Below are 24,452 nucleotides of genomic sequence, written 5' to 3'. Positions count from 1 at the left end.
TCAGTTGTAAATCAGGTTAAACGTCGCCATCGCATCCGCTTTTCCCGCCGTCACGTTCTCTTCCGTCTGAAGGTAATGCGCATCAAACCAGAAGGTTTGCGTCTGGTTATCCCCCACTTGCCCAAATGCTGACACCTGTGGGGTGTTCCACGGTACCACCTGCCCCTGAACCGAACCGGTATTGTCACCGTAAAGCAGTTCGATCCCGACACCGCTGGCGCTATCCTCCTGCTTCGTCAACGCCAGCGCCCGATCGTTGCCCGGCGTGGTATCGCCAAAGAACCCCATCTTCACCGCCGTGTTATTTTCGCAGGTCACCGGAATGCTGAAGCGTCCGCCTCCGGCGCGGGAGCCTATGCCATGAAATTCACGCTGGCTCACGCTCCCCATGGGAACAAGAATGCTGCGAGAGCCCACTGAACAGCTGGTACGCCTGACGGTGAAGCTGGCGAGATGGATCTGTACCGGTGTCGCCACGTTGGTGGCGCTGGCTTGATTTTCTCCCGCCTGCAATATCAGCGATCCGACATTTTGCTCCTGGGAATTGGCGTTATCGTCAGGCATGGCGCTGGTCGTTGGAATTTTGTAAAACACCACCCAGAACTGCATTTTATACATTGAGGCGCTGGCAAAGGCGGGGTTTTGCGATGCGTCGCAAATGCGCCGGGACTCATTGCCATTCACCTGACTTGTGCCGTCAATATAGCGTACCGCATCGGCGCCGCAGTACTGCTGTTCCCGGAACCCCAGCGCATAGCCGATGCCGTCGATCTGAGTTTTATAGACGTGACGTGACGCACCGTCTTCACCAACCACGGTGCCGACGGGGTTATCCACGTCGACAAAGCCGATACTACGCCAGGCATCATTCCCGCCATCACAGCTGTAGAAATCCGCCCCGGTAGACTGTATCGGCGCAGATATCGGCGTCCAGTCCGCCGTGCCGGGCGCATACCCTATGGCGTAGGGCACCTGAACGACCCACTGATCGCGCGTGGTGCGGCAAGATGAGGTCTGAGCATGGGCATGAAAACTCAGCATGCCAAAAAGCGAAAGAAGGCTCAGGTAGAAAAACCAGTGAATAAAACGACGCATGATATTCCTCTAATGGCACTCAACGGATAGCGTGGCGATACCGGGGGCCATATGAGCTTTCCCCAGTCTGAAAGGTGTCTGGCATTGCTGCTGCTCCCCGTCCTGATACCAGCTGACGCGCAGGGTGCCGCGCTCTGGTACCCCGCTCAGGTAGGCCTGACCGCCGTCAGCGACCATGCTTCGGTTTGCAGAATGGCGGTTCTGCTCCACCACTTCAGCCTGCGCGCCAAACGGCAACGGTTCGCCGTGGTAGCGCAGGGAAAACAGAACGCGATAACCAATGTGGGTTTTGTAATTGGCCAGCACCACCGCGCCGCTGGTGGGAATGAGCGTCAGACCGCTCTGCTCAACGTCGACGTTCTCACCCAGCGTCGCCGTATCAAGACTGACGGTATTTTTGCGGTACGCCGAGAGCGTTGGCATGACCGCATAGCCGCGGCTGTCGGTATGGATCCCGTTGTAGCCCTCCGGCTCAACGTTCGCCGCGCCGGGCACGCTTAGCAGGGCGACGGTATCGCCCAGCGGCTGGCTAAGCGTGACGCCATACTGCGTGGCGATAACGCCTCCGGCGAGTCCGAGGCTCGCGTTGCTACCGCTTCGGCTGTGGTCATAACCGAGGCTGACGTTGCCGTAGCCACCGTTGTATTGCAGCGCCAGGCTGGTACTGTCGGCTTGTCCCTCGCTGGCCTTACTCTGCTGAACGCTGTAATTAAGGTTGCGATTCGCCAGCGCACTGCCGTTGAGTGACACCTGCTGCGTGGTCATCCCACGATTGTTGTGGTTGATGAAGTAACTGACCGAGCTGTCCGGTAACCAGTGACCAAGCGGAACATTGACGTTAAACGACACGGTACGATCGGGATGCTGCTCAAGCGCTGAGTCGGTGTAGTCATACCCCGCGCCCCAGGTAATGCCTCGCCAGCTGGTGTACCAGCCAATGTGGATGGTTTTATCCTGCCCGGACGTATGCCAGTAATCCTGCATCCATGCCGAGACGCTGAGGCTGCCGAACTGACCCAGCGTCTGTGAGAAGGTGACCTGCGAGCGGCTACGGCGATTATTGAGTTGCAGCTGTTGGCTGTCAGACTGATTCAGTTCACTGAATTCATAGTAATTGCGCGAGGCATAGCGATAACTCGCCAGGTTGAAGGCGGTGCCGGTAGCGCTGAAATCTTTCTGATACTGAATGCGCCACGCCTGCCCCATCGCGCTTTTGCCATTGGGTAAACGGCTTTTTGCCAGCGTATCGTCAATGCCCAGCGAGCCAAATGCGCCAAACCCTCTGCCTACGCCAATTGCACCGGCCTGATAGTTGCTCGCCGTACGAAAGCCGCCATACACCGTCATCCTCGAGAGCAGGCCGTAGAAGAAAGCGCCTTCAACAAACTCAGGTGAACGCGCATCGCCGGAGCCGGAGTGAAATCGTCCGGCGTTGAGGCTGTATTTCAGGCTGCCCAGGCGTCGCATAAACGGCACCGCAGAATAGGGTTGGGTAAAGACGCGCGTTGAGCCGTCACTTTCCGTGACCGTCACCTGTAGATCGCCACTTTGTGCGCCGGGGAACAGATCGTTAATGATAAATGGCCCGGCGGCCACCCAGGTTTCATAGATCACATAGCCATTTTGCGAAACGGAGACTTTAGCGAAGCTGTGTGCGACGCCGCGGATGGTTGGTGCGAAGCCGCGCTGGCTGTCGGGCAACATGCTTTCGCTTGATGTAAGCTGTACCCCGCGAAACGCCACGCTATCGAAGACGTCGCCTGCGGTCCAGGCATCGCCGATCCGTAGCTGGCTGTTAAGACGGCGAATATCCCGGGTCAGCCAGCTACTTTGCGACTGAAAATGGTCGCCGCCCGCGTCGCTGTGGCTCCAGGCGGAGGTGTTGCGCAACCGCCACGCCCCCAGATTGATACCGTTACGCAGGCTCAGATAGCTGGATGTCGTGACGCCACGCTGATGATGTGCCTGGCCGCCCGACAGACTGTAATCAGTAAATGCCGCCGGGATACCATCGTCCCACTGCGACTGCGGCACGTAGCCACGGCTGCGGTGTTTCATCGCCGCCTGCGGCAGGCTGAGAAAGAGACGCTGCTGGTTGAAATCATAGGAGGTTCGCGCTGCCGGAATGAAATCCGCGAGGTGCGTGAACGTTTCTCCCTCCCGCAACCGTGAGAATGCAGGAATGGCCCTGACATTCACCCCAAGCGCTTCCAGCAGCGATACGCTAAAAACGGGTTGCAGGCTGCCTTTCTCATTGACGAAGGTGATCTCCTGATGCCGCTCCTCGCGTCCGTTAATCTCCAGCGTCACGAGCCAGGTGCCTGGCATCTGCCCGCCCTTTTCAGAGAAATAGTGCAGATCCGCCGTTTTCTGTTCGGTAGAGGAAAGCTCCAGCGCGGCGGGATCAAAGTAATCCTCGGCCATCCCCGCGCGGCTGAAGCTAAGCAGCAACACCGAAAGCGGCGCGTAACGAAACAGGCGAAAAGACATGGTCTTAAAGAGGCTGGGTGTGGGTGGCGGTGATGGCACCAAAATCATTAATAGCCGACCAGCTTACGCCCCCGGAAGCGGACACAGGCCATTCACGGGTTTCCCCTGGACCGATCATGCCCGGCTGCTCAATTTTATGCCCGCCAACGGACAGCCGATAAAAAGAGACGTAGTATGGCGTCGGGTTGGCGGCCTTAAGCCCTTTTCCTGTCCGCGAAAACGTTATTTTCTGCCAGGCAGTGGCAGCGTCCCCTTTCAGATTGTCCGGGCGATAGAAAATTTTAAATTTCGATTTAACGTTAACTTGTAATTCGTTGCTGCTCTCTTTTGGCTTTGGCGCAATCGCTTTAATATCGAGCCAGAATACAGATTCACGATCTGTGGGCAGCGGAGCGCCGGTATATTGAATACGCAGCGTGTTGGTCTGCTCCGGATCAAGTCTGAACAGAGGTGGTGTGACAATAAATGGCGCAGCGTTATTTTTACCCTGTCCATCCCCTTCAACCCACGACTGAATAAGATAGGGAACCGCACTTTCCATATTAGAAACAGAAAATGCCACCTCCTTGCTGTGTTGTGGGTATACGATCCGTGTTCCCCCCATTACAACGCCAGCGGAAACTGACGCAGAACTAACCATTAATGCAGTGAGCATAATATACGATAAACGTTTCATCATTATTATCTCTGGAGGTGGCTGAGAGTGAAATCAGTTATAAACCATCAGGAAGTTGGAAACGGCATTGACGTCGCCCGCGTTAATTTCCGACCCGTCTTTGTCGAGAGAGGCATAAAACGTTAATTCAGCATTGCCTTCAGCATCCGGTGCGGTTGTTTCAGATACCGTACCCGGTTTAATCGCGGTGCTGCGATCGCTGTTATAAAGCTTCACGCCGACGCCCGTCGCCATACCTTCGCCTGGGGTAACCTGTAGAAGTGTGTCATTCACCGTATCTTTGGTTCCGTCAAACAGTACCGCAACAGATTCAACCGTCTCCGGGCAGTTCTCTACGTTGATTTTGAACTCACGCGGCGTCGTTTCGCTGTGATCGTCGAAGTAGCTTTTCGCCCACGCGCCGAGGTCTACCGTTTTGCTTTTTGACGCAGGGGTAATATCACAGGAAATAAGAGTGATTTTCCCGGTAAAGTTGATCACGCCGCCTGTACTCTGCGAGCCAGCGCCTGTATCCAGGGAAGCATTAACGCCAGAATCACTGCTTGCCAGTACTGATTGAGAAGATAACAGCAGCCCCGCCGCGGCAATCGCCAGCGCCACATTTTTGATTTTCATTTGGAACACTTTCCCCTCTGTAAATTAAACAGATATAGACTTGTTGTACCAGGTACAATAACCGCTATAAGGATTTAAAAACGCCACCAAAAGGGTTTTAGCAGAATGGGTGACGCGACCTTATAGAATAAAGCAGGGTCCATCCCATGGTGATAATCCGTATATTTTCAGAAGGCCATACACAGATATCCTGCAACTGAGGAAATGACTTCTGGCCGAAAATAACACTGAATACGTTGTGGTTAGTAATAAATTTAATGTCTTCTGTAACGTTGCTTCTGAATAAATAGTAAATCATATGCCTTTTAGCGTCTACGTATTGAAAAGCAGTACGCCGCGTCTGTAAACACTCTGGAATTAACACTCAGCTAACAAATTTAACCCCTTTCGATTGCCCTGATAATTATTAATTTGCTTTTAATACCGTAACTAAATTACAAGAGAGCCAACTGATCATTGTTTGATCAATTTATTTCAGAATATTATTAGCCAAAAAATGTCACTTCAGCAAAAAATTCTTGCCCTTTATCCTGAAAAATCACGGTTAAACAGGATATTTCTTTATCGATCAGCAATTGATCGTTTGTAATACACTGTTAAAATCTATATGTGAAATTTACCTTAATTAAAATTTTTTGCTACAGCTTAGATTTCGCATTTTTAACCAAAAAAAATTTTATTTATAGGAAATAAATCACTCTGCTCACATATATACAGCTTTTCAAAAACACAAATAAAGCAAACAAACCTCATTCAATTCACGTAATATTATCACCTCCCCATTTTATTCAACATCTTTTACGCGTCGTATCTGCTCAAAAACGAATGTAATGCTCTCCACCTGACTACCGCTCCCAACGCACACGGTGAGTTAATTTTGCGGGTTTGGTCCTACCAATCATGCGCAAAGCTATCCATCGTTCACAGTTTTGATGCTCCACTTCACAAAACCATTGCCGAATAGCAACACTTGGTTAACCATTTATTGCCATTAACCCTACATCACAATATTGGATGGACCACTTTTACACTAAGTGTGACGCTGAGATGAGCAGAGACTCACCCGACGAACACCTGTGTGGTCCTCAGGAGACCTGCATGAGCCTCTGGCAACAAAACTACGATCCGGCCGGGAATATCTGGCTGTCGAGCCTGATCGCATCGCTACCGATCCTGTTCTTCTTCTTTGCGCTGATAAAGCTCAAGCTGAAGGGCTACCTTGCCGCAACGTACACCGTTGCCATCGCCCTGCTGGTAGCGCTGTTCTTCTATAAAATGCCGGTCGATCGCGCGCTGGCCTCCGTGGTGTATGGTTTCTTCTACGGCCTGTGGCCGATTGCGTGGATCATCATCGCCGCCGTCTTTGTCTACAAAATCTCGGTCAAAACCGGGCAGTTCGACATTATTCGCTCGTCGATTCTCTCTATTACACCGGACCAGCGTTTACAGATGCTGATTGTCGGTTTCTCCTTCGGGGCGTTCCTTGAAGGGGCGGCAGGATTTGGCGCGCCGGTGGCGATCACCGCCGCTCTGCTGGTCGGGCTGGGCTTTAACCCGCTGTATGCCGCTGGCCTGTGCCTGATTGTGAACACCGCCCCGGTGGCGTTTGGCGCGATGGGCATTCCGATTCTGGTGGCGGGCCAGGTGACCGGGCTGGACAGCTTCGAGATCGGCCAGATGGTAGGTCGCCAGCTGCCGTTCCTGACCATTATCGTGCTGTTCTGGATCATGGCGATTATGGACGGCTGGCGCGGCGTGAAGGAGACCTGGCCTGCGGTGATGGTAGCGGGCGGTTCGTTCGCCATTGCCCAGTATCTCAGCTCCAACTTCCTCGGCCCGGAACTGCCGGACATCATCTCTTCCCTGGTGTCGCTGGTCTGTCTGACGCTGTTCCTGAAACGCTGGCAGCCGGTGCGCATCTTCCGCTTTGCCGATATGGGTGCCTCACATGTGGATCAGACGCTGGCGCGCACCGGCTATACCGCCGGACAGATTGTGCGCGCATGGTCACCGTTCCTGTTCCTGACCGCCACCGTGACGCTGTGGAGCATTCCGCCGTTTAAAGCACTGTTCGCCCCGGGCGGCGCGCTGTACGACATGGTGATTAATATCTCCGTGCCGTTCCTCGACAAAATGGTCGCCCGTATGCCGCCGGTGGTGCACGACGCCACGCCATATGCGGCAGTGTTTAAGTTCGACTGGTTCTCAGCCACCGGCACGGCCATCCTGTTTGCCGCTATCCTTTCCGTAGTGTGGCTGCGCATGAAGCCTGCCGCCGCGGTGCAGACCTTTGCGGCGACGATTAAAGAGCTGATGCTGCCGATTTACTCCATCGGCATGGTGCTGGCGTTCGCGTTTATTTCGAACTACTCCGGCCTGTCGTCGACGCTGGCGTTAGCGCTGGCGCATACCGGCCACGCGTTTACCTTCTTCTCGCCGTTCCTCGGCTGGCTGGGGGTGTTCCTGACTGGTTCAGATACGTCATCTAACGCCCTGTTTGCCGCCCTACAGGCCACGGCTGCGCAGCAGATTGGCGTCTCGGACGTGCTGCTGGTCGCCGCGAACACCACCGGCGGCGTGACCGGGAAGATGATCTCGCCGCAGTCCATCGCCATTGCCTGTGCCGCGGTGGGGCTGGTAGGCAAAGAGTCGGATCTGTTCCGCTTTACCGTTAAACACAGCCTGATATTTACCTGCATGGTGGGCGTGATCACCACATTGCAGGCCTATGTCTTAACCTGGATGATTCCATGATAGTGATGCCCAGACGCCTGTCCGACGAGATTGCCACTCGCGTACGGGCGCTGATAGAAGAACAACAGCTGGAAGCGGGCATGAGATTGCCCGCCGAGCGTCAGCTTGCCGCTCAGCTTGGCGTGTCGCGCAACTCACTGCGCGAGGCGCTGGCGACGCTGGTTAGTGAAGGGGTGCTGCTGAGCCGTCGCGGCGGCGGCACCTTCGTGCGCTGGCAGCATGACGACTGGTCCGAACAAAACATCGTGCAGCCGCTGAAGACGCTGATGGAAAACGACCCGGACTACAGCTTCGACATCCTCGAAGCGCGTCACGCCATCGAAACCAGTACAGCGTGGCACGCGGCGATGCGGGCAACCGACGCCGACAAAGAGAAGCTCAAAGCCTGTTTTGAAGCCACGCAAAGCAGCGACCCGGACATCGCCTCCCAGGCGGACGTGCGGTTCCATCTGGCGATTGCCGAGGCCTCGCACAACGTGGTGCTGCTGCAAACCATGCGCGGGTTCTTCGACCTGCTGCAATCCTCCGTGAAGCAGAGCCGCCAGCGCATGTATCTGGTCCCGCCGGTGTTTGCTCAGCTGACCGAACAGCACGAGGCGGTGCTCAACGCCATTCTGGCCGGTGATGCCGAGGCCGCGCGCAAGGCGATGATGGCGCATCTCGGCTTCGTGCATACCACCATTAAACGATTCGATGAAGATCAGGCCCGACAGGCGCGTATTACCCGTCTGCCTGGCGAGAGTGATATTTCCAGGGAGAACAAAGCATGATTATTTCAGCAGCCAGTGATTATCGCGCCGCGGCGCAGCGCATTTTGCCCCCGTTCCTGTTCCACTACATTGACGGCGGGGCGTATGCCGAATACACCCTGCGCCGCAACGTGGAAGACCTGTCGGAGGTGGCCCTGCGCCAGCGCGTGCTGAAGAATATGTCTGACCTGAGCCTTGAGACGAAGCTGTTTAACGAAACGCTCTCCATGCCGGTAGCGCTCGCACCTGTCGGTTTATGCGGCATGTATGCCCGTCGCGGTGAAGTGCAGGCCGCCGCCGCCGCAGATGCCAAAGGCATTCCGTTTACCCTTTCCACCGTGTCCGTCTGCCCGATTGAAGAAGTCGCCCCGACCATCAAGCGCCCGATGTGGTTCCAGCTGTACGTCCTGCGCGATCGCGGTTTTATGCGCAACGCACTGGAGCGCGCCAAAGCGGCGGGCTGCTCAACGCTGGTCTTTACCGTCGACATGCCGACCCCCGGCGCGCGCTACCGCGACGCCCACTCCGGCATGAGCGGCCCTAACGCGGCCCTGCGCCGTTACTGGCAGGCGGTGACGCACCCGCAGTGGGCGTGGGATGTGGGCGTGAACGGCCGTCCGCACGATCTGGGCAATATTTCGGCCTACCTGGGTAAACCGACCGGGCTGGAAGATTACATCGGCTGGCTGGCGAACAATTTCGATCCATCTATCTCATGGAAAGACCTGGAGTGGATCCGCGAATTCTGGGACGGCCCGATGGTGATCAAAGGGATCCTCGACCCGGAAGATGCCCGCGACGCGGTACGTTTTGGCGCCGATGGGATCGTGGTCTCTAACCATGGTGGCCGCCAGCTTGACGGGGTGCTCTCCTCCGCCCGCGCCCTGCCGGCCATTGCCGATGCGGTGAAAGGCGATATTGCGATCCTGGCCGACAGCGGCATCCGTAACGGGCTGGACGTGGTGCGCATGATCGCCCTGGGCGCGGACAGCGTGCTGCTGGGCCGTGCTTACCTGTACGCGCTGGCCACCAGCGGCCAGGCGGGCGTGGCGAATCTGCTGAACCTGATCGAGAAAGAGATGAAGGTGGCGATGACGCTGACCGGTGCGAAAACAATCGGTGAAATCAGCAAAGACTCGCTGGTGCAGGAGCTCAGTAAGCTGCCTGCGGCGCTGGCCCCTCTTTCTCAGGGAAACGCGGCCTGATCTCCCCCGGTTAGCCTCCCCTTCTTCCGCGCCCGACTTCCCCCTCGGGCGCTTTTTTTGTCGAAAATAACACCTGCGTAACATTCTGGATAAGAAAATTTGACATCCACCTGCCGTCCGCAATTGTATAGACAAGCAAATACAAGAACACAAAAACAACATCAGATCGGAGTGGAGCGTATGGCGTATTCAGGTAAGGTGGATATTCAGCAGGTGATCGACGACAGTCCCTTTTCAGGGTTTCACTGGCTTCTTATTGTGCTGGGCTTTCTGGTGCTGGCGATTGATGGGTTTGATACCGCAGCGATGGGTTACATTGCGCCTACGCTGTCGACGGAGTGGGGAATACATAAACAGGATCTGGGGCCGGTGCTGAGTGCGGCGCTGCTGGGGCTGTCGCTGGGTGCCCTGATTGCAGGTCCGGTATCGGACCGGATGGGACGCAAGCGCGTGCTGGTCTTTTCGTGTCTGTTCTTCGGCCTGGCGAGCCTGGGCACGGCCTGGGCGCAAAGTCTGAATACCCTGACGCTATGGCGATTTCTGACCGGTCTCGGGCTGGGTGCCGCGATGCCTAACGCCATCACGCTGATCTCCGAGTTTGCCCCCCAGCGCTGCCGCGCCATGGCAATTAACACCATGTACTGCGGCTTTCCGCTGGGTGCGGCGGGCGGCGAAGCAATCTCGTCCTGGCTTATCCCTCACCATGGCTGGCGAAGCGTGCTGCTGACCGGCGCGATTGCGCCGCTGATTTTAACGGTGCTGCTGGCGCTGCTGTTGCCGGAGTCGGTGAAGTTTCTGGTGCAGCGCGGGAAAGACGTCGCCCAGGTTCGCCGCATCGCCAGCCGGTTCGCCCGCAGCACGCTGGATAGCGTCACGGGCTTTTTCCTCGCCGAGGAGAAAGTCGCGTCGAAAAAAGGCAGCGTGTCGCAGCTGTTTTCCATGCCCTGGCTGCCCGGCACCCTGATGCTGTGGGTCACCTATTTTATGGGGCTGGTGATTTATTACGTCCTGCTGAGCTGGATGCCAACGCTGATGCAGGGGATGGGATATGCGCTGGCGGAATCCGCCTGGCTCACCTCGCTGTTCACCTTCGGCGGCACCGCTGGCATTTTGCTCGCGGGCTGGATGATGGATCGCTGGGAAGCGCACAAGGTGGTCGCGTGTGGTTTCGTGCTGACGATGGGCCTGATTCTTTTACTCGGCATTGAGCATAACCATATCGCCCTGTTTGGCGGGTTAATTTTCCTGATGGGGATCGCGATGAACGGCGCGCAGTCGGGCATGCAGACCCTGGCCGCCACCTTTTACCCTACCGAGTGCCGAGCGACGGGTATCGCCTGGATGCAGGGGATCGGCCGCTTCGGCGGCGTGGCGGGCACCATGACTAGCGCCCAGCTTCTTTCCATGCAGTGGCAGGCGGACAGTATTTTAATGATCCTCAGCGTACCTGCTCTCGTGGCTGCGGCGGCAACCGTCTACAAAATGCTGTATAGCCGCGCGCAGGAGCCGGGCGTCGCCTAGTCCCTCTCTTTTCTGCTATTCTGCCCCCGCAATTAAGGGGGCAGCATGCTTAACATCGTCTTATTCGAACCAGAAATTCCGCCGAACACCGGCAATATTATCCGCCTGTGCGCCAACACCGGTTTTCGTCTGCACATCATTGAGCCGATGGGCTTTACGTGGGACGACAAACGTCTGCGCCGCGCGGGGCTGGACTACCATGAGTTTACCGCCGTCGTTCGTCATCACGATTACGCCGCGTTTCTGGGATCCGAAAAACCACAGCGCATGTTCGCCCTGACCACCAAAGGTACGCCAGCGCACAGCGCCGTAAGCTATCAGGACGGGGATTATCTGATGTTTGGTCCGGAAACCCGCGGCCTGCCGGCCACCATTCTGGATGCCATGCCCGCTGAGCAGAAAATTCGTATTCCGATGATGCCGGACAGCCGCAGCATGAACCTGTCGAATGCGGTGTCGGTGGTGGTGTATGAGGCGTGGCGCCAGCTGGGTTATCCCGGCGCGATATTGCGTAGCTAAAACAGTTCGGGTGGCTTACGCCACCCGATTCGTCGTGTTTAGCCTGCTACCGCGATACGTTTCATATCGGTCATGTAGCCACGCAGTTTCTGGCCCACTTTCTCGATTTCGTGGCTGCGAATCGCTTCGTTGACGTCACGCAGCTGCGCGTTATCAACCGCTCCTTCCGCAATCGCCTGGCCCAGATCGCCCGCTTGCAGGGTGGTCATGAACTCTTTCAGCAGCGGTACGCAGGCGTAAGAGAACAGGTAGTTACCGTACTCGGCGGTATCGGAGATCACCACGTTCATCTCATACAGACGTTTACGGGCGATGGTGTTTGCGATCAGCGGCAGCTCGTGCAGCGATTCGTAGTACGCAGATTCTTCAATGATGCCCGAATCCACCATGGTTTCGAACGCCAGCTCAACGCCCGCTTTCACCATCGCGATCATCAGGACGCCTTTATCGAAGTACTCCTGCTCGGTGATCTTGCCGTCATACTGTGGTGCGGTTTCGAACGCGGTTTTACCGGTCTCTTCGCGCCAGGTCAGCAGTTTCTTATCGTCATTCGCCCAGTCCGCCATCATGCCGGAAGAGAACTCGCCGGAGATAATGTCGTCCATGTGTTTCTGGAACAGCGGCGCCATGATGGTTTTCAGCTGTTCAGAGAGTGCGAACGCGCGCAGTTTTGCCGGGTTGGACAGACGGTCCATCATCAGCGTAATGCCGCCCTGCTTCAGCGCTTCGGTGATGGTTTCCCAGCCGAACTGAATCAGTTTTTCCGCGTATGCCGGATCGGTGCCTTCTTCCACCAGCTTGTCGAAGCACAGCAGAGAGCCGGCCTGGAGCATGCCGCACAGGATGGTCTGCTCGCCCATCAGGTCAGATTTCACTTCCGCAACGAAGGAAGATTCCAGCACGCCCGCACGATGGCCGCCAGTGGCCGCAGCCCAGGCTTTGGCAATCGCCATGCCTTCGCCTTTCGGATCGTTTTCCGGGTGAACGGCGATCAGCGTCGGTACGCCGAAGCCACGTTTGTACTCTTCGCGCACTTCAGTGCCCGGGCACTTCGGTGCCACCATCACCACGGTGATGTCTTTACGGATCTGCTCGCCCACTTCAACGATGTTGAAGCCGTGGGAGTAACCCAGCGCGGCGCCGTCTTTCATCAGCGGCTGTACGGAACGCACAACGTCAGAGTGCTGCTTGTCTGGCGTCAGGTTAACCACCAGATCCGCCTGCGGGATCAGCTCTTCGTAGGTGCCCACTTTGAAGCCGTTTTCGGTCGCTTTACGCCAGGAAGCACGCTTTTCGGCAATCGCTTCTTTACGCAGGGCGTAGGAGATATCCAGCCCGGAGTCACGCATGTTCAGGCCCTGGTTCAGACCCTGTGCGCCACAGCCGACAATGACCACTTTTTTACCCTGAAGGTAGCTCGCGCCATCAGCAAATTCATCGCGCGCCATGAAGCGGCATTTGCCCAGCTGCGCCAGCTGCTGGCGCAAGTTCAGTGTATTAAAGTAGTTAGCCATGGGTGATACCTCGTGATGTTGTGTGTCTTATTGTTCGGTTCGCGTTTCAGCGAGAATGTACCCACATTACAACAGGAAATTTATTGCGGAAATTGATATATTCACAACGTCACATTGCAATTTATGCAATGTAAAAAGAGGGAGTGGAATCGGTGGATTTACGCGATCTGAAAATGTTCCTGCACCTGGCGGAAAGCCGTCACTTTGGCCGTAGCGCCCGGGCGATGCACGTCAGCCCCTCCACGCTGTCGCGCCAGATCCAGCGCCTTGAGGAAGACCTCGGCCAGCCGCTGTTCGTGCGCGATAACCGCACCGTCACCCTCACGGAAGCAGGTGAAGAGCTGCGCATCTTTGCTCAGCAGACGTTATTACAGTATCAGCAGCTGCGGCACACCATCGACCAGCAAGGGCCGTCGCTTTCCGGCGAGCTGCATATTTTCTGTTCCGTGACTGCTGCCTACAGCCATCTTCCCCCCATTCTCGACCGCTTCCGCGCGGAACATCCGTCGGTTGAAATTAAGCTCACCACCGGCGATGCCGCCGACGCGATGGAAAAAGTGGTGACGGGCGAAGCGGATCTGGCGATTGCCGGAAAACCTGAAACGCTGCCGGGGGCGGTGGCGTTCTCGATGCTGGAGAATTTGGCGGTAGTGCTGATTGCCCCGGCGCTGCCCTGCCCGGTGCGCAACCAGGTTTCGGTGGAGAAACCGGACTGGTCCACGGTGCCGTTTATCATGGCCGATCAGGGGCCGGTGCGCCGCCGCATTGAGCTGTGGTTCCGCCGCCAGAAGATCAGTAACCCGTCGATTTACGCCACGGTCGGCGGCCATGAGGCGATGGTATCGATGGTGGCGCTCGGCTGCGGCGTAGCGCTGCTACCGGAAGTGGTGCTGGAAAACAGCCCGGAGCCGGTGCGCAATCGCGTGATGATTTTAGAACGCAGCGACGAGAAAACGCCGTTCGAGCTAGGCGTGTGCGCACAAAAAAAGCGGCTGCATGAGCCGCTTATTGATGCGTTCTGGACGATATTGCCGAACCACTAAAGCCGGGTGGCGCTGCGCTTACCCGGCCTACACGCAGTTCAACCCTTAGAACGTAGGCCTGATAAGCGCAGCGCCATCAGGCATTTTCCCGAACAACCTAACCCGCCAGGAAGAAACGGAACGCCGGGTTGTGGGTTTCGTCATGGCACTCATAGCCCAGCTCGTTCAGGCGCGTTTCGAAATCCGGCTCGTGCTCGCCCAGCTCGAACGCCGCCAGTACGCGGCCATAGTCGGTGCCGTGGCTGCGGTAGTGGAACAGAGAGATGTTCCAGTGCGTGCCCAACGTGTGCAGGAACTTGAGCAGCGCGCCCGGCGATTCCGGGAACTCGAAGCTGAACAGGCGTTCCTTCAGCGGCTTGGATGGACGGCCGCCGACCATGTAACGCACGTGCAGCTTCGCCATCTCGTCGTCGGAGAGATCGACCACGCTGTAACCGCCGTCATGCAGCAGGCTGAGGATCTCTTTGCGCTCCTCCACGCCACGGCTCAGACGCACGCCGACAAAAATGCACGCATCTTTGGCATCGGCAAAGCGGTAGTTGAACTCCGTTACCGAACGACCGCCCAGCAGCTGACAGAACTTCAGGAAGCTGCCCTTCTCTTCCGGAATGGTCACCGCCAGCAGCGCTTCACGCTGCTCACCCAGCTCACAGCGCTCGGAAACGTAGCGCAGACCGTGGAAGTTCACGTTGGCACCGGAAAGCACGTGCGCCAGACGCTCGCCGCGAATATTGTGCTGGGCGATGTATTTTTTCATTCCCGCCAGCGCCAGCGCGCCGGATGGTTCCGCCACCGCACGCACATCCTCGAAGAGATCTTTCATCGCCGCGCAGATAGCGTCGCTGTCGACGGTGACGATATCGTCGAGATACTCCTGGCACAGGCGGAACGTTTCGTCGCCAATGCGCTTCACCGCCACGCCCTCGGCGAACAGCCCGACGCGCGGCAGATCTACCGGATGTCCGGCGTCCAGCGCCGCCTTCAGGCAGGCAGAGTCTTCCGCTTCAACCGCAATCACTTTGATCTGCGGCATCAGCTGTTTGATCAGCACCGCCACACCTGCGGCTAAGCCGCCGCCGCCCACCGGGACGAAAACGCGGTCGAGATGGGCGTCCTGCTGCAACAGTTCCAGCGCCAGCGTACCCTGCCCGGCAATCACCATCGGGTGATCGAACGGCGGCACCCAGGTGAAGCCCTGCTGCTGCGCCAGCTCAATCGCTTTGGCTTTGGCTTCGTCAAAGTTAGCGCCGTGAAGCAGCACTTCTCCGCCGAACCCGCGCACCGCGTCGACCTTGATATCTGCGGTGGCGACCGGCATCACGATCAGCGCCTTCAGCCCCAGACGCGCCGAGGAGAACGCCACGCCCTGCGCGTGATTGCCCGCCGAGGCGGTAATCACCCCGCGCGCTTTCTGCTCGTCCGTCAGCCCGGCCATCATCGCGTAGGCGCCGCGCAGCTTGAAGCTGTGCACCGGCTGCCTGTCTTCACGCTTCACCAGAATGACGTTGTCGAGACGCGAAGAGATTTTGTCCATTTTTTGCAGGGGCGTGACCTGCACCGCTTCATAGACCGGCGCGCGTAGTACCGCTCTCAGGTATTCCGCCCCCTCCGGGGCGGCGGATAAGGGTTGTGACTCGGCCATCATTAGCCCCCCAGTTTAGATTTATCGCGCACCGCGCCTTTATCTGCACTGGTGGCAAGACTCGCGTAAGCGCGCAGGGCGAAGGAGACTTCACGCTGACGATCTTTCGGCGTCCAGGCTTTGTCGCCGCGGGCTTCCTGCGCCTCACGACGGGCCGCAATCTCCTGGTCACTCAGCTTCAGCTGAATGCCGCGGTTCGGAATGTCGATTTCGATCAGGTCGCCATCTTCGATGATCGCGATATTGCCGCCGCTTGCCGCTTCTGGCGAGACGTGGCCAATGGAGAGGCCTGACGTGCCGCCAGAGAAACGACCATCGGTGATCAGCGCGCAGGCTTTGCCGAGGCCCATCGATTTCAGGAAGGTGGTCGGGTAGAGCATCTCCTGCATGCCCGGACCGCCTTTCGGCCCTTCGTAGCGAATGACCACCACGTCGCCTTCCACCACTTTGCCGCCGAGGATAGCGTCTACCGCTTCGTCCTGGCTTTCATACACTTTTGCCGGGCCGGTAAATTTCAGGATGCTGTCGTCCACGCCTGCGGTTTTCACAATGCAGCCATTTTCCGCGAAGTTACCGTACAGCACGGCCAGACCGCCGTCTTTGCTGTAGGCATGTTCCAGCGAGCGAATGCAGCCTTCGGCGCGATCGTCATCCAGCGTGTCCCAGCGGCAATCCTGCGAGAACGCCTGGGTGGTACGGATGCCCGCCGGACCGGCGCGATACATGTTTTTCACCGCGTCGTCTTTGGTCAGCATCACGTCGTACTGCTCCAGCGACTCCGGCAGCGTCAGGCCGAGCACGTTTTTCACGTCGCGGTTCAGCAGCCCGGCGCGATCCAGCTCGCCGAGAATACCAATCACGCCACCCGCACGGTGGACATCTTCCATGTGGTACTTCTGGGTACTCGGCGCGACTTTACACAGCTGCGGCACTTTGCGGGAGAGCTTGTCGATGTCGCTCATGGTGAAGTCGATTTCAGCTTCCTGCGCGGCGGCCAGCAGGTGCAGAACGGTGTTGGTGGAACCGCCCATGGCGATATCCAGCGTCATGGCGTTTTCGAACGCCGCTTTGCTGGCGATGTTACGCGGCAGCGCGCTGGCGTCGTCCTGCTCGTAGTAGCGTTTGGTCAGCTCAACGATGCGCTTGCCCGCGTTAAGGAACAGCTGCTTACGGTCGGCGTGGGTCGCCAGCAGCGAGCCGTTGCCCGGCTGAGACAGGCCCAGCGCTTCGGTCAGGCAGTTCATGGAGTTGGCGGTGAACATCCCGGAACAGGAGCCGCAGGTCGGGCACGCGGAGCGTTCCACCTGGTCGCTCTGCTCGTCAGAGACTTTCGGGTCCGCGCCCTGGATCATCGCATCGACCAGGTCGAGCTTGATGATTTTGTCGGAGAGCTTGGTTTTCCCCGCTTCCATTGGGCCACCGGAGACGAAGATCACCGGGATGTTCAGGCGCAGGGAAGCCATCAGCATCCCCGGGGTGATTTTGTCGCAGTTGGAGATACAGACCATCGCATCGGCGCAGTGGGCATTAACCATGTACTCCACCGAGTCGGCGATCAGCTCGCGCGACGGCAGTGAATAGAGCATTCCCCCGTGGCCCATTGCGATACCGTCATCCACCGCAATGGTGTTGAACTCTTTCGCCACGCCGCCGGAGGCTTCGATTTGCTCGGCAACCAGCTTACCGAGATCGCGCAGGTGCACGTGGCCCGGCACAAACTGGGTGAAGGAGTTCACCACGGCGATAATTGGCTTGCCGAAATCGGCGTCGGTCATTCCGGTGGCGCGCCACAGTGCGCGGGCACCCGCCATATTACGGCCGTGGGTGGTGGTGGCTGAACGATACTTAGGCATGCTTTATTTACTCCCGTCTGACTATTTAATGGGACGGTGCGTGCCGTCCCAAATTTATATTTAGTGATTAACCTGATCCAACCAGCCGTATTTGTCTTCTGTTTCGCCGGTGAACAGGCCGAAGAAGGCTTGCTGAATGCGTTTGGTGACCGGGCCACAGCGGCCTTCGCCCACCTGAATGCCATCGACGCTACGCACCGGCGTAATTTCAGCCGCGGGACCGGACATGAACACTTCGTCAGCCAGGTACAGGGATTCGCGGGACAGTACCTGCTCGCGCACTTCGATACCCAGATCTTTTGCCAGCTTGATGATGGCGTCGCGGGTGATGCCCGGCAGCGCGGACGAAGTGAATGGCGGGGTGAACAGAATGCCGTCTTTCACTTCAAACAGATTTTCACCCGCACCTTCGGAGATGTAGCCATTCACATCCAGCGCGATACCTTCCTGATAGCCGTGACGGCGCGCTTCGCTGCCGACCAGCAGTGAGGAAAGGTAGTTACCGCCCGCTTTAGCCGCAGTCGGGATAGTGTTTGGCGCCACGCGGTTCCAGGAAGAAACCATTGCGTCGATCCCCTGATCCAGCGCTTCCGCGCCCAGGTAGGCGCCCCACGGGAACGCGGCAATGATCACATCGGTGTTATAGCCAGCGGGCGGGTTGACGCCCATGCCGACATCACCCACGAAGACCAGCGGACGAATATAGGCGCTGGTCAGTTTGTTCTGGCGAATCACCTCGCGGCAGGCTTCCATCAGCTCATCAACGCTTTGGGAGACCGGGAAACGATAAATTTTGGCTGAGTCATGCAGACGCTGCATGTGTTCGCGATGGCGGAACACCACTGGCCCTTTGTGAGAGTCGTAGCAACGGATCCCTTCAAACACGGAGGTGCCGTAGTGCAGCGCGTGGGACATCACGTGAACTTTCGCGTCTTCCCAGCGAACCATCTCACCATTGAACCAAATGTAATCAGCTTTTTTTGTCGTCATTTTTTCGTCCTGTCACGCTTAAGCGCGGATTTGTTGTGATGTGGTTGTGCTCTGGCAGATGGCAACATGGGCAACGTCTACCAGTTTTGATAACTGACTAAACAGTAAGTCGACCGGCCGCGGGCTGGCAACGGTTAATTCGATACTGATGTTCTGCGCGTCGGTGGCCGTTTCCATATTCATAGAGCAAATCTGAAAGCCACGGTGGCGAACCACGCGCAATACGCGTTCTAACGTTTCCGGGTTGAAGCGAGCCTGCACGGCGACCTGATGTTGCATCATGATAATTTCTCCAGCATTTGTGAGTTACTGGCACCGGGCGGTACCAACGGCCAGACGTTCTCAAGCTCGTCGATTGAGACATGAAGCAGGTATGGCCCTTCGCTTGACAGCATGGTGTCGAGTGCCGCTTCAACCTGGTCTTTACGGGTGATGTGCTGGCCAGGAATGCCGAAGGCGCTGGCCAGGGTGAGGAAATCGGGGTTATCGGTCAGGGTCGTTTCGCTGTAACGCTCCTGGAAGAACAGCTGCTGCCACTGGCGAACCATGCCTAAACGCTGGTTATCGAGCAAGACGATCTTCAGCGGTAACTGCTTACGCTTCACGGTGCCGAGCTCCTGGACGTTCATCATGAAGGAGCCGTCACCGGAGATACAGATAACGGTATCGTTCGGGCGGGCAACCTGCGCGCCAACGGCTGCTGGCAGACCGAAGCCCATCGTCCCTAACCCGCTCGAGGTGATAAAGTTCTCCGGGCGGGTGTAGGTCATGTGCTGGGCTGACCACATCTGATGCTGGCCGACATCCGTCGTTACCACGCTGTCTGCGGGTTTACGGTCTGACAGCTGTTTCAACAGCAGCGGCGCATAGATGGCGTCGCCTGGGTGATCGTAACGCCACGCGTGTTCAGTACGCATATCAGCGGTGTGCTGACGCCATGGGTTGATATCCAGCGGCTGCTCCAGCGCCGGTAACAGCGCGTTAAGATCGCCCTGCAACGCGACATGCGCCTGACGCAGTTTGTTCATCTCCGCCGGGTCGATGTCCATATGGATCACTTTGGCGTTCGGCGCGAAGGTATTCAGCTTGCCGGTAACGCGGTCGTCAAAACGGGCGCCGACGGCGATAAGCAAGTCGCATTCCTGCACCGCCAGGTTTGCCGCTTTGGTACCATGCATCCCCAGCATGCCGAGGTAGTACGGGTAATCTGCCTCTACCGCACCGAGACCTTTCAGCGTGCAGGTGGCGGGCATTTGCGTGGTCGCAATGAACGCGCGAAGCGCCGGAACAGCCTGCGCCATGCCCACGCCGCCGCCTACGTACAGCATCGGTTGTTTGGCCTGCGCCATCATCTGACGCGCCTCTTCCACCTCTGCATGCGGGAACGCATTATCGCTTTCCACGGTAGAGAAATGCGGCTCCAGATCGCCGAGTGCAACCTGGATATCTTTCGGGATATCAACCAGAACCGGGCCAGGACGGCCAGAGCTGGCAACCTCGAACGCTTCGGCCATCACCCGCGGCAGCTCTTCGAGAGACTGAACGAGGAAGCTGTGTTTGGTGCAGGCCAGCGATAAACCGAGCACATCTACTTCCTGGAAGGCATCGGTGCCGATGAACGGAGAGGCCACCTGGCCGGTGATCGCCACCACGGGTACGGAGTCGAGCAGCGCGTCAGCCAGGCCGGTGATCAGGTTCGTTGCGCCGGGACCTGAGGTGGCCATACAGACGCCGGTTTTACCGGTCGCACGGGCATAACCGATGGCGGCCATCGCTGCGCCCTGCTCGTGTCGGCACAACAGGTGTTCCACGCCGCCGTCATACAGTGCATCGTAAATCGGCATAATTGCGCCACCCGGATAACCGAATACGGTTTCGACTCCCTGCGCGCGCAACGCATGTACTACCCATTGTGCCCCATTCATAGTTAGTTCCCCGTCATAAATCTGGAGAAACAGAATTTTGTGCTAGTCGTCATTCTCTGCTCCTCATTTAAGTTTTTTAGTCATAAAAAAACCCCCGGACCTTTCGGTGCGGGGGTCTTAGTTCGTTAAGGCTTGATTTCTAAGCCTTTCCTCGTCCAAGTGCAGCCCCGCACGGTGGGATAATAATCACCACCACGCTAATCACGACCAGGCTAATCACTCGTAGAAGGGCTGTCATTTTCAGTTCTTTTTGCATCTTGTTCGAAGGAATACCTAAAGAGTTACCACAGATATTTCATCTGACACAAGATTTTTTTATGACCTATATCTGTAGCATGCGAACTATTTCTTTCAAAATCGTTGTTTTATATAGGGAAAAAATAGAAATGAAGATTTTTTTATTTTTTTGTCCTGCTTCATCCGGCAAGGCGCGCATGATTTCTTTTCTGCGAGGCCGATTCCACCGACATGTAAGGATTACATTTTGCCGCTAAAAGGCTGGAACGAGCGCCGTAATTCAGTGAATTAGTGCTAAACAGGAAAAAATGATGCTGGCATAGTCACCGCCAAGGAGGGCTTATGTCACTGTCAGTTGTTTATACACGCGCGGCCATCGGCGTGAAGGCACCGCTTATTTCTGTAGAGGTTCATTTAAGTAATGGACTGCCCGGACTGACGCTGGTCGGCTTACCAGAAACGACCGTTAAAGAGGCGAGGGATCGCGTGCGCAGCGCAATTATTAATAGCGGTTATGCTTTTCCGGCGAAGAAGATCACCATTAACCTTGCGCCCGCCGATTTGCCAAAGGAGGGAGGGCGATATGATTTACCTATTGCTATAGCGCTTCTCGCGGCTTCTGAACAGCTCAATACGCCAGGGCTAAGCTCGTGTGAGTTCGTGGGTGAATTAGCGCTTACAGGCGCGTTAAGAGGCGTTCCCGGAGCAATCTCGGGTGCGCTTGAAGCCATACGCGCGGGAAGACAAATCATTGTGGCCAATGAAAATGCCTCTGAAGTAAGCCTTATCGCCGAAAAGGGGTGTCTTGTCGCGGGACATTTGCAAGAGGTTTGCGCCTGGCTGGAAGGCCGACACGAGCTTGCCGAGCCGCAGGAGAATGACGAGGTGGCGCCAGCTTCGCCCGAGGATCTCAGCGATATTATGGGTCAGGAACAGGGTAAACGGGCGTTAGAGATAACGGCCGCGGGTGGGCATAACCTGTTACTGATAGGTCCGCCAGGCACGGGGAAAACGATGCTGGCGAGCAGATTGAGCGGCCTGTTGCCACCCCTCAATAATCATGAAGCACTGGAAAGCGCCGCGATATTTAGCCTGGTCAGTTCTACGTCGCTGCATAAACAGTGGCGCCGCCGTCCTTTCCGCTCTCCACACCACAGTGCGTCTCTTACCGCGATGGTGGGCGGGGGTTCGATCCCCGGACCGGGTGAAATCTCACTGGCGCACAACGGCATTTTGTTTCTGGATGAATTGCCAGAGTTTGAACGCCGCGTGCTGGATGCATTGCGGGAGCCGATTGAATCCGGCGAAATCCATTTGTCTCGTACACGGGCCAAAATAAGCTACCCTGCGCAGTTTCAGCTAGTCGCGGCGATGAACCCTAGCCCTACGGGTCATTATCAGGGCAATCATAACCGCTGTACGCCGGAGCAGACGCTGCGCTATCTGAGTAAGCTGTCTGGCCCCTTCCTCGACCGTTTTGATTTATCTCTCGAGATCCCCCTGCCCCCGCCCGGTCTGCTGAGGCAAACCGGTATTAGGGGCGAAAGCTCAGCAACTGTGCGTGAACGGGTTATTGCGGCGCAGGCGCGGCAGTATGCTCGTCAGAACAGGCTGAATGCCCGGCTGGATAACAGCGGGATCCGACAGTTTTGTTCTCTTAACGCTGAAGATGCAGGCTGGCTGGAAGAGACACTGACGCGGTTTGGGCTATCCATTCGCGCGTGGCAGCGTTTGTTGAAAGTAGCGCGCACGGTCGCCGACGTGGAGGGCTGCTCCGGAATAGAGAGGCGGCATTTGCAGGAGGCATTAAGTTACCGTGCGATCGATCGGCTGCTGTTGCATCTGCAAAAAATGCTGGCGTAAAAAAAGGGGCCGTAGCCCCTTCTCTTCTTAATCGTCAGACTCGGTGTAGTCTTCTGCACCTTCCATCTGCGGCTTACCGCCAGACAGCGTATGGAAACGCTTAGGACGCTTAATGCGAGCCATATACTTGATCCATACACGTTCTGCATCAGACTGCGGCTCACGCTCACCACGGCAAACAGAGACAAACTGTTTTTCATCTTCGGTTGCCGGTTCACGTTTACCCAGATCCAGCTCGTTAAAGGCATAACCATGGCGCTCAAGAAGTTGAGCTTCTTTGATAGTGAAATCGCCGTGACGAGAGAACCCGCGCGGGTAATGTTTATTGTCGAAAAAACGATTAGTCGTCGTAAAGCTTTCCGCCATCCTACACGCTCCTAATTCTTTGGCCGAGCTATTTATGGCGCGGAGTATTAGTTACGCTTGACAGAGTGTAAAACAAAACATTTAAATCATAACGACAAATAATTTTGTGGAGAAAGATGTGGATACGGAATTGCTAAAAACTTTCCTCGAAGTGAGCAGAACGCGACACTTTGGGCGAGCAGCTGAAGCCCTCTACCTGACGCAGTCAGCAGTCAGTTTTCGTATTCGACAGCTGGAAAATCAACTGGGTGTGAACCTTTTTACCCGCCATCGCAACAATATTCGTTTAACTCCGGCTGGTGAAAAGCTGTTGCCTTATGCAGAAACCCTGATGAATACCTGGCAGGCAGCGCGAAAGGAGGTTGCGCACACCTCCCGGCATAATGAATTCTCGATCGGTGCCAGCGCATCGCTATGGGAATGCATGCTCAGCCAATGGCTTATGCGGCTATATCGCACACACAACCATCTGCAATTTGAGGCGAGGATTGCGCAACGTCAGTCGCTGGTTAAGCAACTCCACGAGCGGCAGCTTGATCTGCTGATCACCACAGAAGCCCCCAAGATGGACGAATTTAGCAGCCAGATTGTTGGACAATTTAGCCTGGCGCTCTATGCATCGGAGCCTGCAATGATGAAGGCCGACCTGAATTATTTACGCCTGGAATGGGGGCCTGATTTTCAGCAACACGAGACGGGGTTAATTGCCAGCGATGATATCCCGCAGCTCACGACAAGCTCAGCGGAGATCGCATGCCAGCATCTTCCCGCATTGAAAGGCTGTACCTGGTTACCTGTTCGCTGGGCGGATAATAAACCTACACTCCATGTTGTCACCGATTCGACAACGCTCTCCAGGCCGCTGTATGCCATTTGGCTGCAAAACAGCGATAAGCAGTCGCAGATAAAAGATCTGTTAAAAACCAGCATACTGGATTAACGCAAAAGCCTGCGGAAACGCAGGCTGCTTATTCTTCAGGAAGGTGTTGAGCTGTTTTGCAGGCAAAAAAAAATCCTTTGCCGAAGCAAAGGATTCTATATGGCAGGGGCGGAGAGACTCGAACTCGCGACACCCGGTTTTGGAGACCGGTGCTCTACCAACTGAGCTACGCCCCTAAAGTTTTTGCCATTAAGCCTGCCGGAAGGGCAGGCTTAATGTCTTAATAAGTGGCGGAACGGACGGGACTCGAACCCGCGACCCCCTGCGTGACAGGCAGGTATTCTAACCGACTGAACTACCGCTCCACCGAATACTTCTGTAACCACCGGATTAATGCACCGGCTTACTACTTAATTTGATGCCTGGCAGTTCCCTACTCTCACATGGGGAGACCCCACACTACCATCGGCGCTACGGCGTTTCACTTCTGAGTTCGGCATGGGGTCAGGTGGGAC

At 56.6% G+C, this 24,452-nt stretch carries 21 protein-coding genes, 2 tRNA genes and 1 rRNA gene; 8 read left to right on the top strand and 16 right to left on the bottom strand.

Features of this window, described 5'->3' with window-relative positions; genetic code table 11:
• From ACOTX5_RS18525 to ACOTX5_RS18510, 4 genes are read right to left on the bottom strand one after another with little or no spacing between them, the layout of a single operon-like run.
• Complete coding sequence (locus tag ACOTX5_RS18525) at positions 1–1,095, bottom strand: fimbrial protein (protein ID WP_015572768.1); 1,095 nt, start codon at positions 1,093–1,095, stop codon at positions 1–3.
• Positions 1,096–1,104: 9 nt separating this feature from the next.
• The gene (locus ACOTX5_RS18520) at positions 1,105–3,585 is read right to left on the bottom strand and encodes a fimbria/pilus outer membrane usher protein (RefSeq protein WP_052703914.1); all 2,481 of its coding nucleotides are present in this window, start codon (positions 3,583–3,585) and stop codon (positions 1,105–1,107) included.
• Positions 3,586–3,589: 4 nt separating this feature from the next.
• Complete coding sequence (locus ACOTX5_RS18515) at positions 3,590–4,264, bottom strand: fimbrial biogenesis chaperone (protein WP_045911847.1); 675 nt, start codon at positions 4,262–4,264, stop codon at positions 3,590–3,592.
• 30 nt (positions 4,265–4,294) lie between these two features.
• Positions 4,295–4,876, bottom strand: coding sequence for a fimbrial protein (locus ACOTX5_RS18510; protein ID WP_015572771.1), 582 nt, complete (start codon positions 4,874–4,876; stop codon positions 4,295–4,297).
• 1,098 nt (positions 4,877–5,974) lie between these two features.
• On the opposite strand from ACOTX5_RS18510, the gene lldP reads away from it, so the two are divergent.
• The 5 genes from lldP (at position 5,975) to trmL (ending at position 11,624) form a co-directional block, all read left to right on the top strand.
• Positions 5,975–7,630, top strand: coding sequence for an L-lactate permease (lldP, locus tag ACOTX5_RS18505; RefSeq protein WP_003860175.1), 1,656 nt, complete (start codon positions 5,975–5,977; stop codon positions 7,628–7,630).
• Complete coding sequence (gene lldR, locus ACOTX5_RS18500; protein WP_006808630.1) at positions 7,627–8,400, top strand: transcriptional regulator LldR; 774 nt, start codon at positions 7,627–7,629, stop codon at positions 8,398–8,400. Before lldP ends, lldR begins: the two co-directional genes overlap by 4 nt.
• The gene (gene lldD, locus ACOTX5_RS18495) at positions 8,397–9,584 is read left to right on the top strand and encodes an FMN-dependent L-lactate dehydrogenase LldD (protein ID WP_015572772.1); all 1,188 of its coding nucleotides are present in this window, start codon (positions 8,397–8,399) and stop codon (positions 9,582–9,584) included. The genes lldR and lldD overlap by 4 nt, the downstream gene beginning before the upstream one ends.
• A gap of 180 nt (positions 9,585–9,764) precedes the next feature.
• Positions 9,765–11,105, top strand: coding sequence for an MFS transporter (locus tag ACOTX5_RS18490; protein WP_045911848.1), 1,341 nt, complete (start codon positions 9,765–9,767; stop codon positions 11,103–11,105).
• A gap of 45 nt (positions 11,106–11,150) precedes the next feature.
• A complete protein-coding gene (trmL, locus tag ACOTX5_RS18485; protein ID WP_039269488.1) occupies positions 11,151–11,624 on the top strand; it encodes a tRNA (uridine(34)/cytosine(34)/5-carboxymethylaminomethyluridine(34)-2'-O)-methyltransferase TrmL in 474 nt (157 codons plus the stop codon).
• A 38-nt stretch (positions 11,625–11,662) separates the two neighbouring features.
• Here trmL and ilvC read toward each other — a convergent pair whose 3' ends face one another.
• A complete protein-coding gene (gene ilvC / locus ACOTX5_RS18480) occupies positions 11,663–13,138 on the bottom strand; it encodes a ketol-acid reductoisomerase (protein ID WP_006808634.1) in 1,476 nt (491 codons plus the stop codon).
• Between the two features lie 152 nt (positions 13,139–13,290).
• On the opposite strand from ilvC, the gene ilvY reads away from it, so the two are divergent.
• A complete protein-coding gene (gene ilvY, locus ACOTX5_RS18475; protein WP_017693777.1) occupies positions 13,291–14,181 on the top strand; it encodes an HTH-type transcriptional activator IlvY in 891 nt (296 codons plus the stop codon).
• A 97-nt stretch (positions 14,182–14,278) separates the two neighbouring features.
• On the opposite strand, the gene ilvA is transcribed toward ilvY, so the two are convergent.
• The 7 genes from ilvA to ilvL all read right to left on the bottom strand — a co-directional run bounded on the left by ilvA (position 14,279) and on the right by ilvL (position 20,829).
• Complete coding sequence (gene ilvA / locus ACOTX5_RS18470) at positions 14,279–15,823, bottom strand: threonine ammonia-lyase, biosynthetic (RefSeq protein WP_086524719.1); 1,545 nt, start codon at positions 15,821–15,823, stop codon at positions 14,279–14,281.
• A gap of 2 nt (positions 15,824–15,825) precedes the next feature.
• Complete coding sequence (gene ilvD / locus ACOTX5_RS18465; RefSeq protein ID WP_008501574.1) at positions 15,826–17,676, bottom strand: dihydroxy-acid dehydratase; 1,851 nt, start codon at positions 17,674–17,676, stop codon at positions 15,826–15,828.
• Between the two features lie 60 nt (positions 17,677–17,736).
• A complete protein-coding gene (gene ilvE, locus ACOTX5_RS18460; protein ID WP_421632461.1) occupies positions 17,737–18,666 on the bottom strand; it encodes a branched-chain-amino-acid transaminase in 930 nt (309 codons plus the stop codon).
• Between the two features lie 18 nt (positions 18,667–18,684).
• Positions 18,685–18,948, bottom strand: coding sequence for an acetolactate synthase 2 small subunit (gene ilvM / locus ACOTX5_RS18455; RefSeq protein ID WP_003860184.1), 264 nt, complete (start codon positions 18,946–18,948; stop codon positions 18,685–18,687).
• Positions 18,945–20,591: an acetolactate synthase 2 catalytic subunit gene (gene ilvG, locus ACOTX5_RS18450; protein WP_023304625.1), complete on the bottom strand. Its 1,647-nt coding sequence runs from the start codon at positions 20,589–20,591 to the stop codon at positions 18,945–18,947. Before ilvG ends, ilvM begins: the two co-directional genes overlap by 4 nt.
• A 2-nt stretch (positions 20,592–20,593) precedes the next feature.
• Entirely contained in the window at positions 20,594–20,644 is a 51-nt protein-coding gene (gene ilvX / locus ACOTX5_RS18445; RefSeq protein ID WP_166792073.1) for a peptide IlvX, read from the bottom strand.
• 86 nt (positions 20,645–20,730) lie between these two features.
• Positions 20,731–20,829 carry an ilv operon leader peptide gene (gene ilvL / locus ACOTX5_RS18440; protein ID WP_001311244.1) on the bottom strand — a complete coding sequence of 33 codons (99 nt, stop codon included), beginning with the start codon at positions 20,827–20,829 and terminating at the stop codon, positions 20,731–20,733.
• Positions 20,830–21,170: 341 nt separating this feature from the next.
• On the opposite strand from ilvL, the gene ACOTX5_RS18435 reads away from it, so the two are divergent.
• Complete coding sequence (locus tag ACOTX5_RS18435; RefSeq protein WP_015572776.1) at positions 21,171–22,691, top strand: YifB family Mg chelatase-like AAA ATPase; 1,521 nt, start codon at positions 21,171–21,173, stop codon at positions 22,689–22,691.
• A gap of 27 nt (positions 22,692–22,718) precedes the next feature.
• Here the strand turns inward: ACOTX5_RS18435 and ACOTX5_RS18430 are convergent, their stop codons facing one another.
• Complete coding sequence (locus ACOTX5_RS18430; RefSeq protein WP_006808641.1) at positions 22,719–23,057, bottom strand: DUF413 domain-containing protein; 339 nt, start codon at positions 23,055–23,057, stop codon at positions 22,719–22,721.
• A gap of 118 nt (positions 23,058–23,175) precedes the next feature.
• Here ACOTX5_RS18430 and hdfR point away from each other — a divergent pair, with 118 nt between their 5' ends.
• Positions 23,176–23,997 (top strand): HTH-type transcriptional regulator HdfR, encoded by an 822-nt coding sequence (hdfR, locus tag ACOTX5_RS18425; protein WP_045339136.1) that lies wholly within the window; start codon positions 23,176–23,178, stop codon positions 23,995–23,997.
• A gap of 100 nt (positions 23,998–24,097) precedes the next feature.
• Here hdfR and ACOTX5_RS18420 read toward each other — a convergent pair.
• From ACOTX5_RS18420 to rrf, 3 genes are all read right to left on the bottom strand, one after another.
• Positions 24,098–24,173 (bottom strand) — tRNA-Trp (locus ACOTX5_RS18420).
• Positions 24,174–24,225: 52 nt separating this feature from the next.
• Positions 24,226–24,302, bottom strand: a tRNA-Asp gene (locus tag ACOTX5_RS18415).
• Positions 24,303–24,357: 55 nt separating this feature from the next.
• Positions 24,358–24,452, bottom strand: a 5S ribosomal RNA gene (gene rrf, locus ACOTX5_RS18410); the annotation flags it as partial.

Origin of the sequence: Enterobacter cloacae complex sp. IR5441 (assembly GCF_049238215.1) — a bacterium.
Taxonomy (GTDB): Bacteria; Pseudomonadota; Gammaproteobacteria; order Enterobacterales; family Enterobacteriaceae; genus Enterobacter; species Enterobacter hormaechei_C.
The sequence above is the reverse complement of the archived record's forward strand: the minus strand, read 5'-3'. Positions and strand labels throughout refer to the sequence as shown.

Coding starts and splice junctions, on each gene's coding strand:
- ACOTX5_RS18525 (WP_015572768.1), bottom strand. CDS start 1,095: ATGCGTCGTTTTATTCACTGGTTTTTCTACCTGAGCCTTCTTTCGCTT.
- ACOTX5_RS18520 (WP_052703914.1), bottom strand. CDS start 3,585: ATGTCTTTTCGCCTGTTTCGTTACGCGCCGCTTTCGGTGTTGCTGCTT.
- ACOTX5_RS18515 (WP_045911847.1), bottom strand. CDS start 4,264: ATGATGAAACGTTTATCGTATATTATGCTCACTGCATTAATGGTTAGT.
- ACOTX5_RS18510 (WP_015572771.1), bottom strand. CDS start 4,876: ATGAAAATCAAAAATGTGGCGCTGGCGATTGCCGCGGCGGGGCTGCTG.
- lldP (WP_003860175.1), top strand. CDS start 5,975: ATGAGCCTCTGGCAACAAAACTACGATCCGGCCGGGAATATCTGGCTG.
- lldR (WP_006808630.1), top strand. CDS start 7,627: ATGATAGTGATGCCCAGACGCCTGTCCGACGAGATTGCCACTCGCGTA.
- lldD (WP_015572772.1), top strand. CDS start 8,397: ATGATTATTTCAGCAGCCAGTGATTATCGCGCCGCGGCGCAGCGCATT.
- ACOTX5_RS18490 (WP_045911848.1), top strand. CDS start 9,765: ATGGCGTATTCAGGTAAGGTGGATATTCAGCAGGTGATCGACGACAGT.
- trmL (WP_039269488.1), top strand. CDS start 11,151: ATGCTTAACATCGTCTTATTCGAACCAGAAATTCCGCCGAACACCGGC.
- ilvC (WP_006808634.1), bottom strand. CDS start 13,138: ATGGCTAACTACTTTAATACACTGAACTTGCGCCAGCAGCTGGCGCAG.
- ilvA (WP_086524719.1), bottom strand. CDS start 15,823: ATGGCCGAGTCACAACCCTTATCCGCCGCCCCGGAGGGGGCGGAATAC.
- ilvD (WP_008501574.1), bottom strand. CDS start 17,676: ATGCCTAAGTATCGTTCAGCCACCACCACCCACGGCCGTAATATGGCG.
- ilvE (WP_421632461.1), bottom strand. CDS start 18,666: ATGACGACAAAAAAAGCTGATTACATTTGGTTCAATGGTGAGATGGTT.
- ilvM (WP_003860184.1), bottom strand. CDS start 18,948: ATGATGCAACATCAGGTCGCCGTGCAGGCTCGCTTCAACCCGGAAACG.
- ilvG (WP_023304625.1), bottom strand. CDS start 20,591: ATGAATGGGGCACAATGGGTAGTACATGCGTTGCGCGCGCAGGGAGTC.
- ilvL (WP_001311244.1), bottom strand. CDS start 20,829: ATGACAGCCCTTCTACGAGTGATTAGCCTGGTCGTGATTAGCGTGGTG.
- ACOTX5_RS18435 (WP_015572776.1), top strand. CDS start 21,171: ATGTCACTGTCAGTTGTTTATACACGCGCGGCCATCGGCGTGAAGGCA.
- ACOTX5_RS18430 (WP_006808641.1), bottom strand. CDS start 23,057: ATGGCGGAAAGCTTTACGACGACTAATCGTTTTTTCGACAATAAACAT.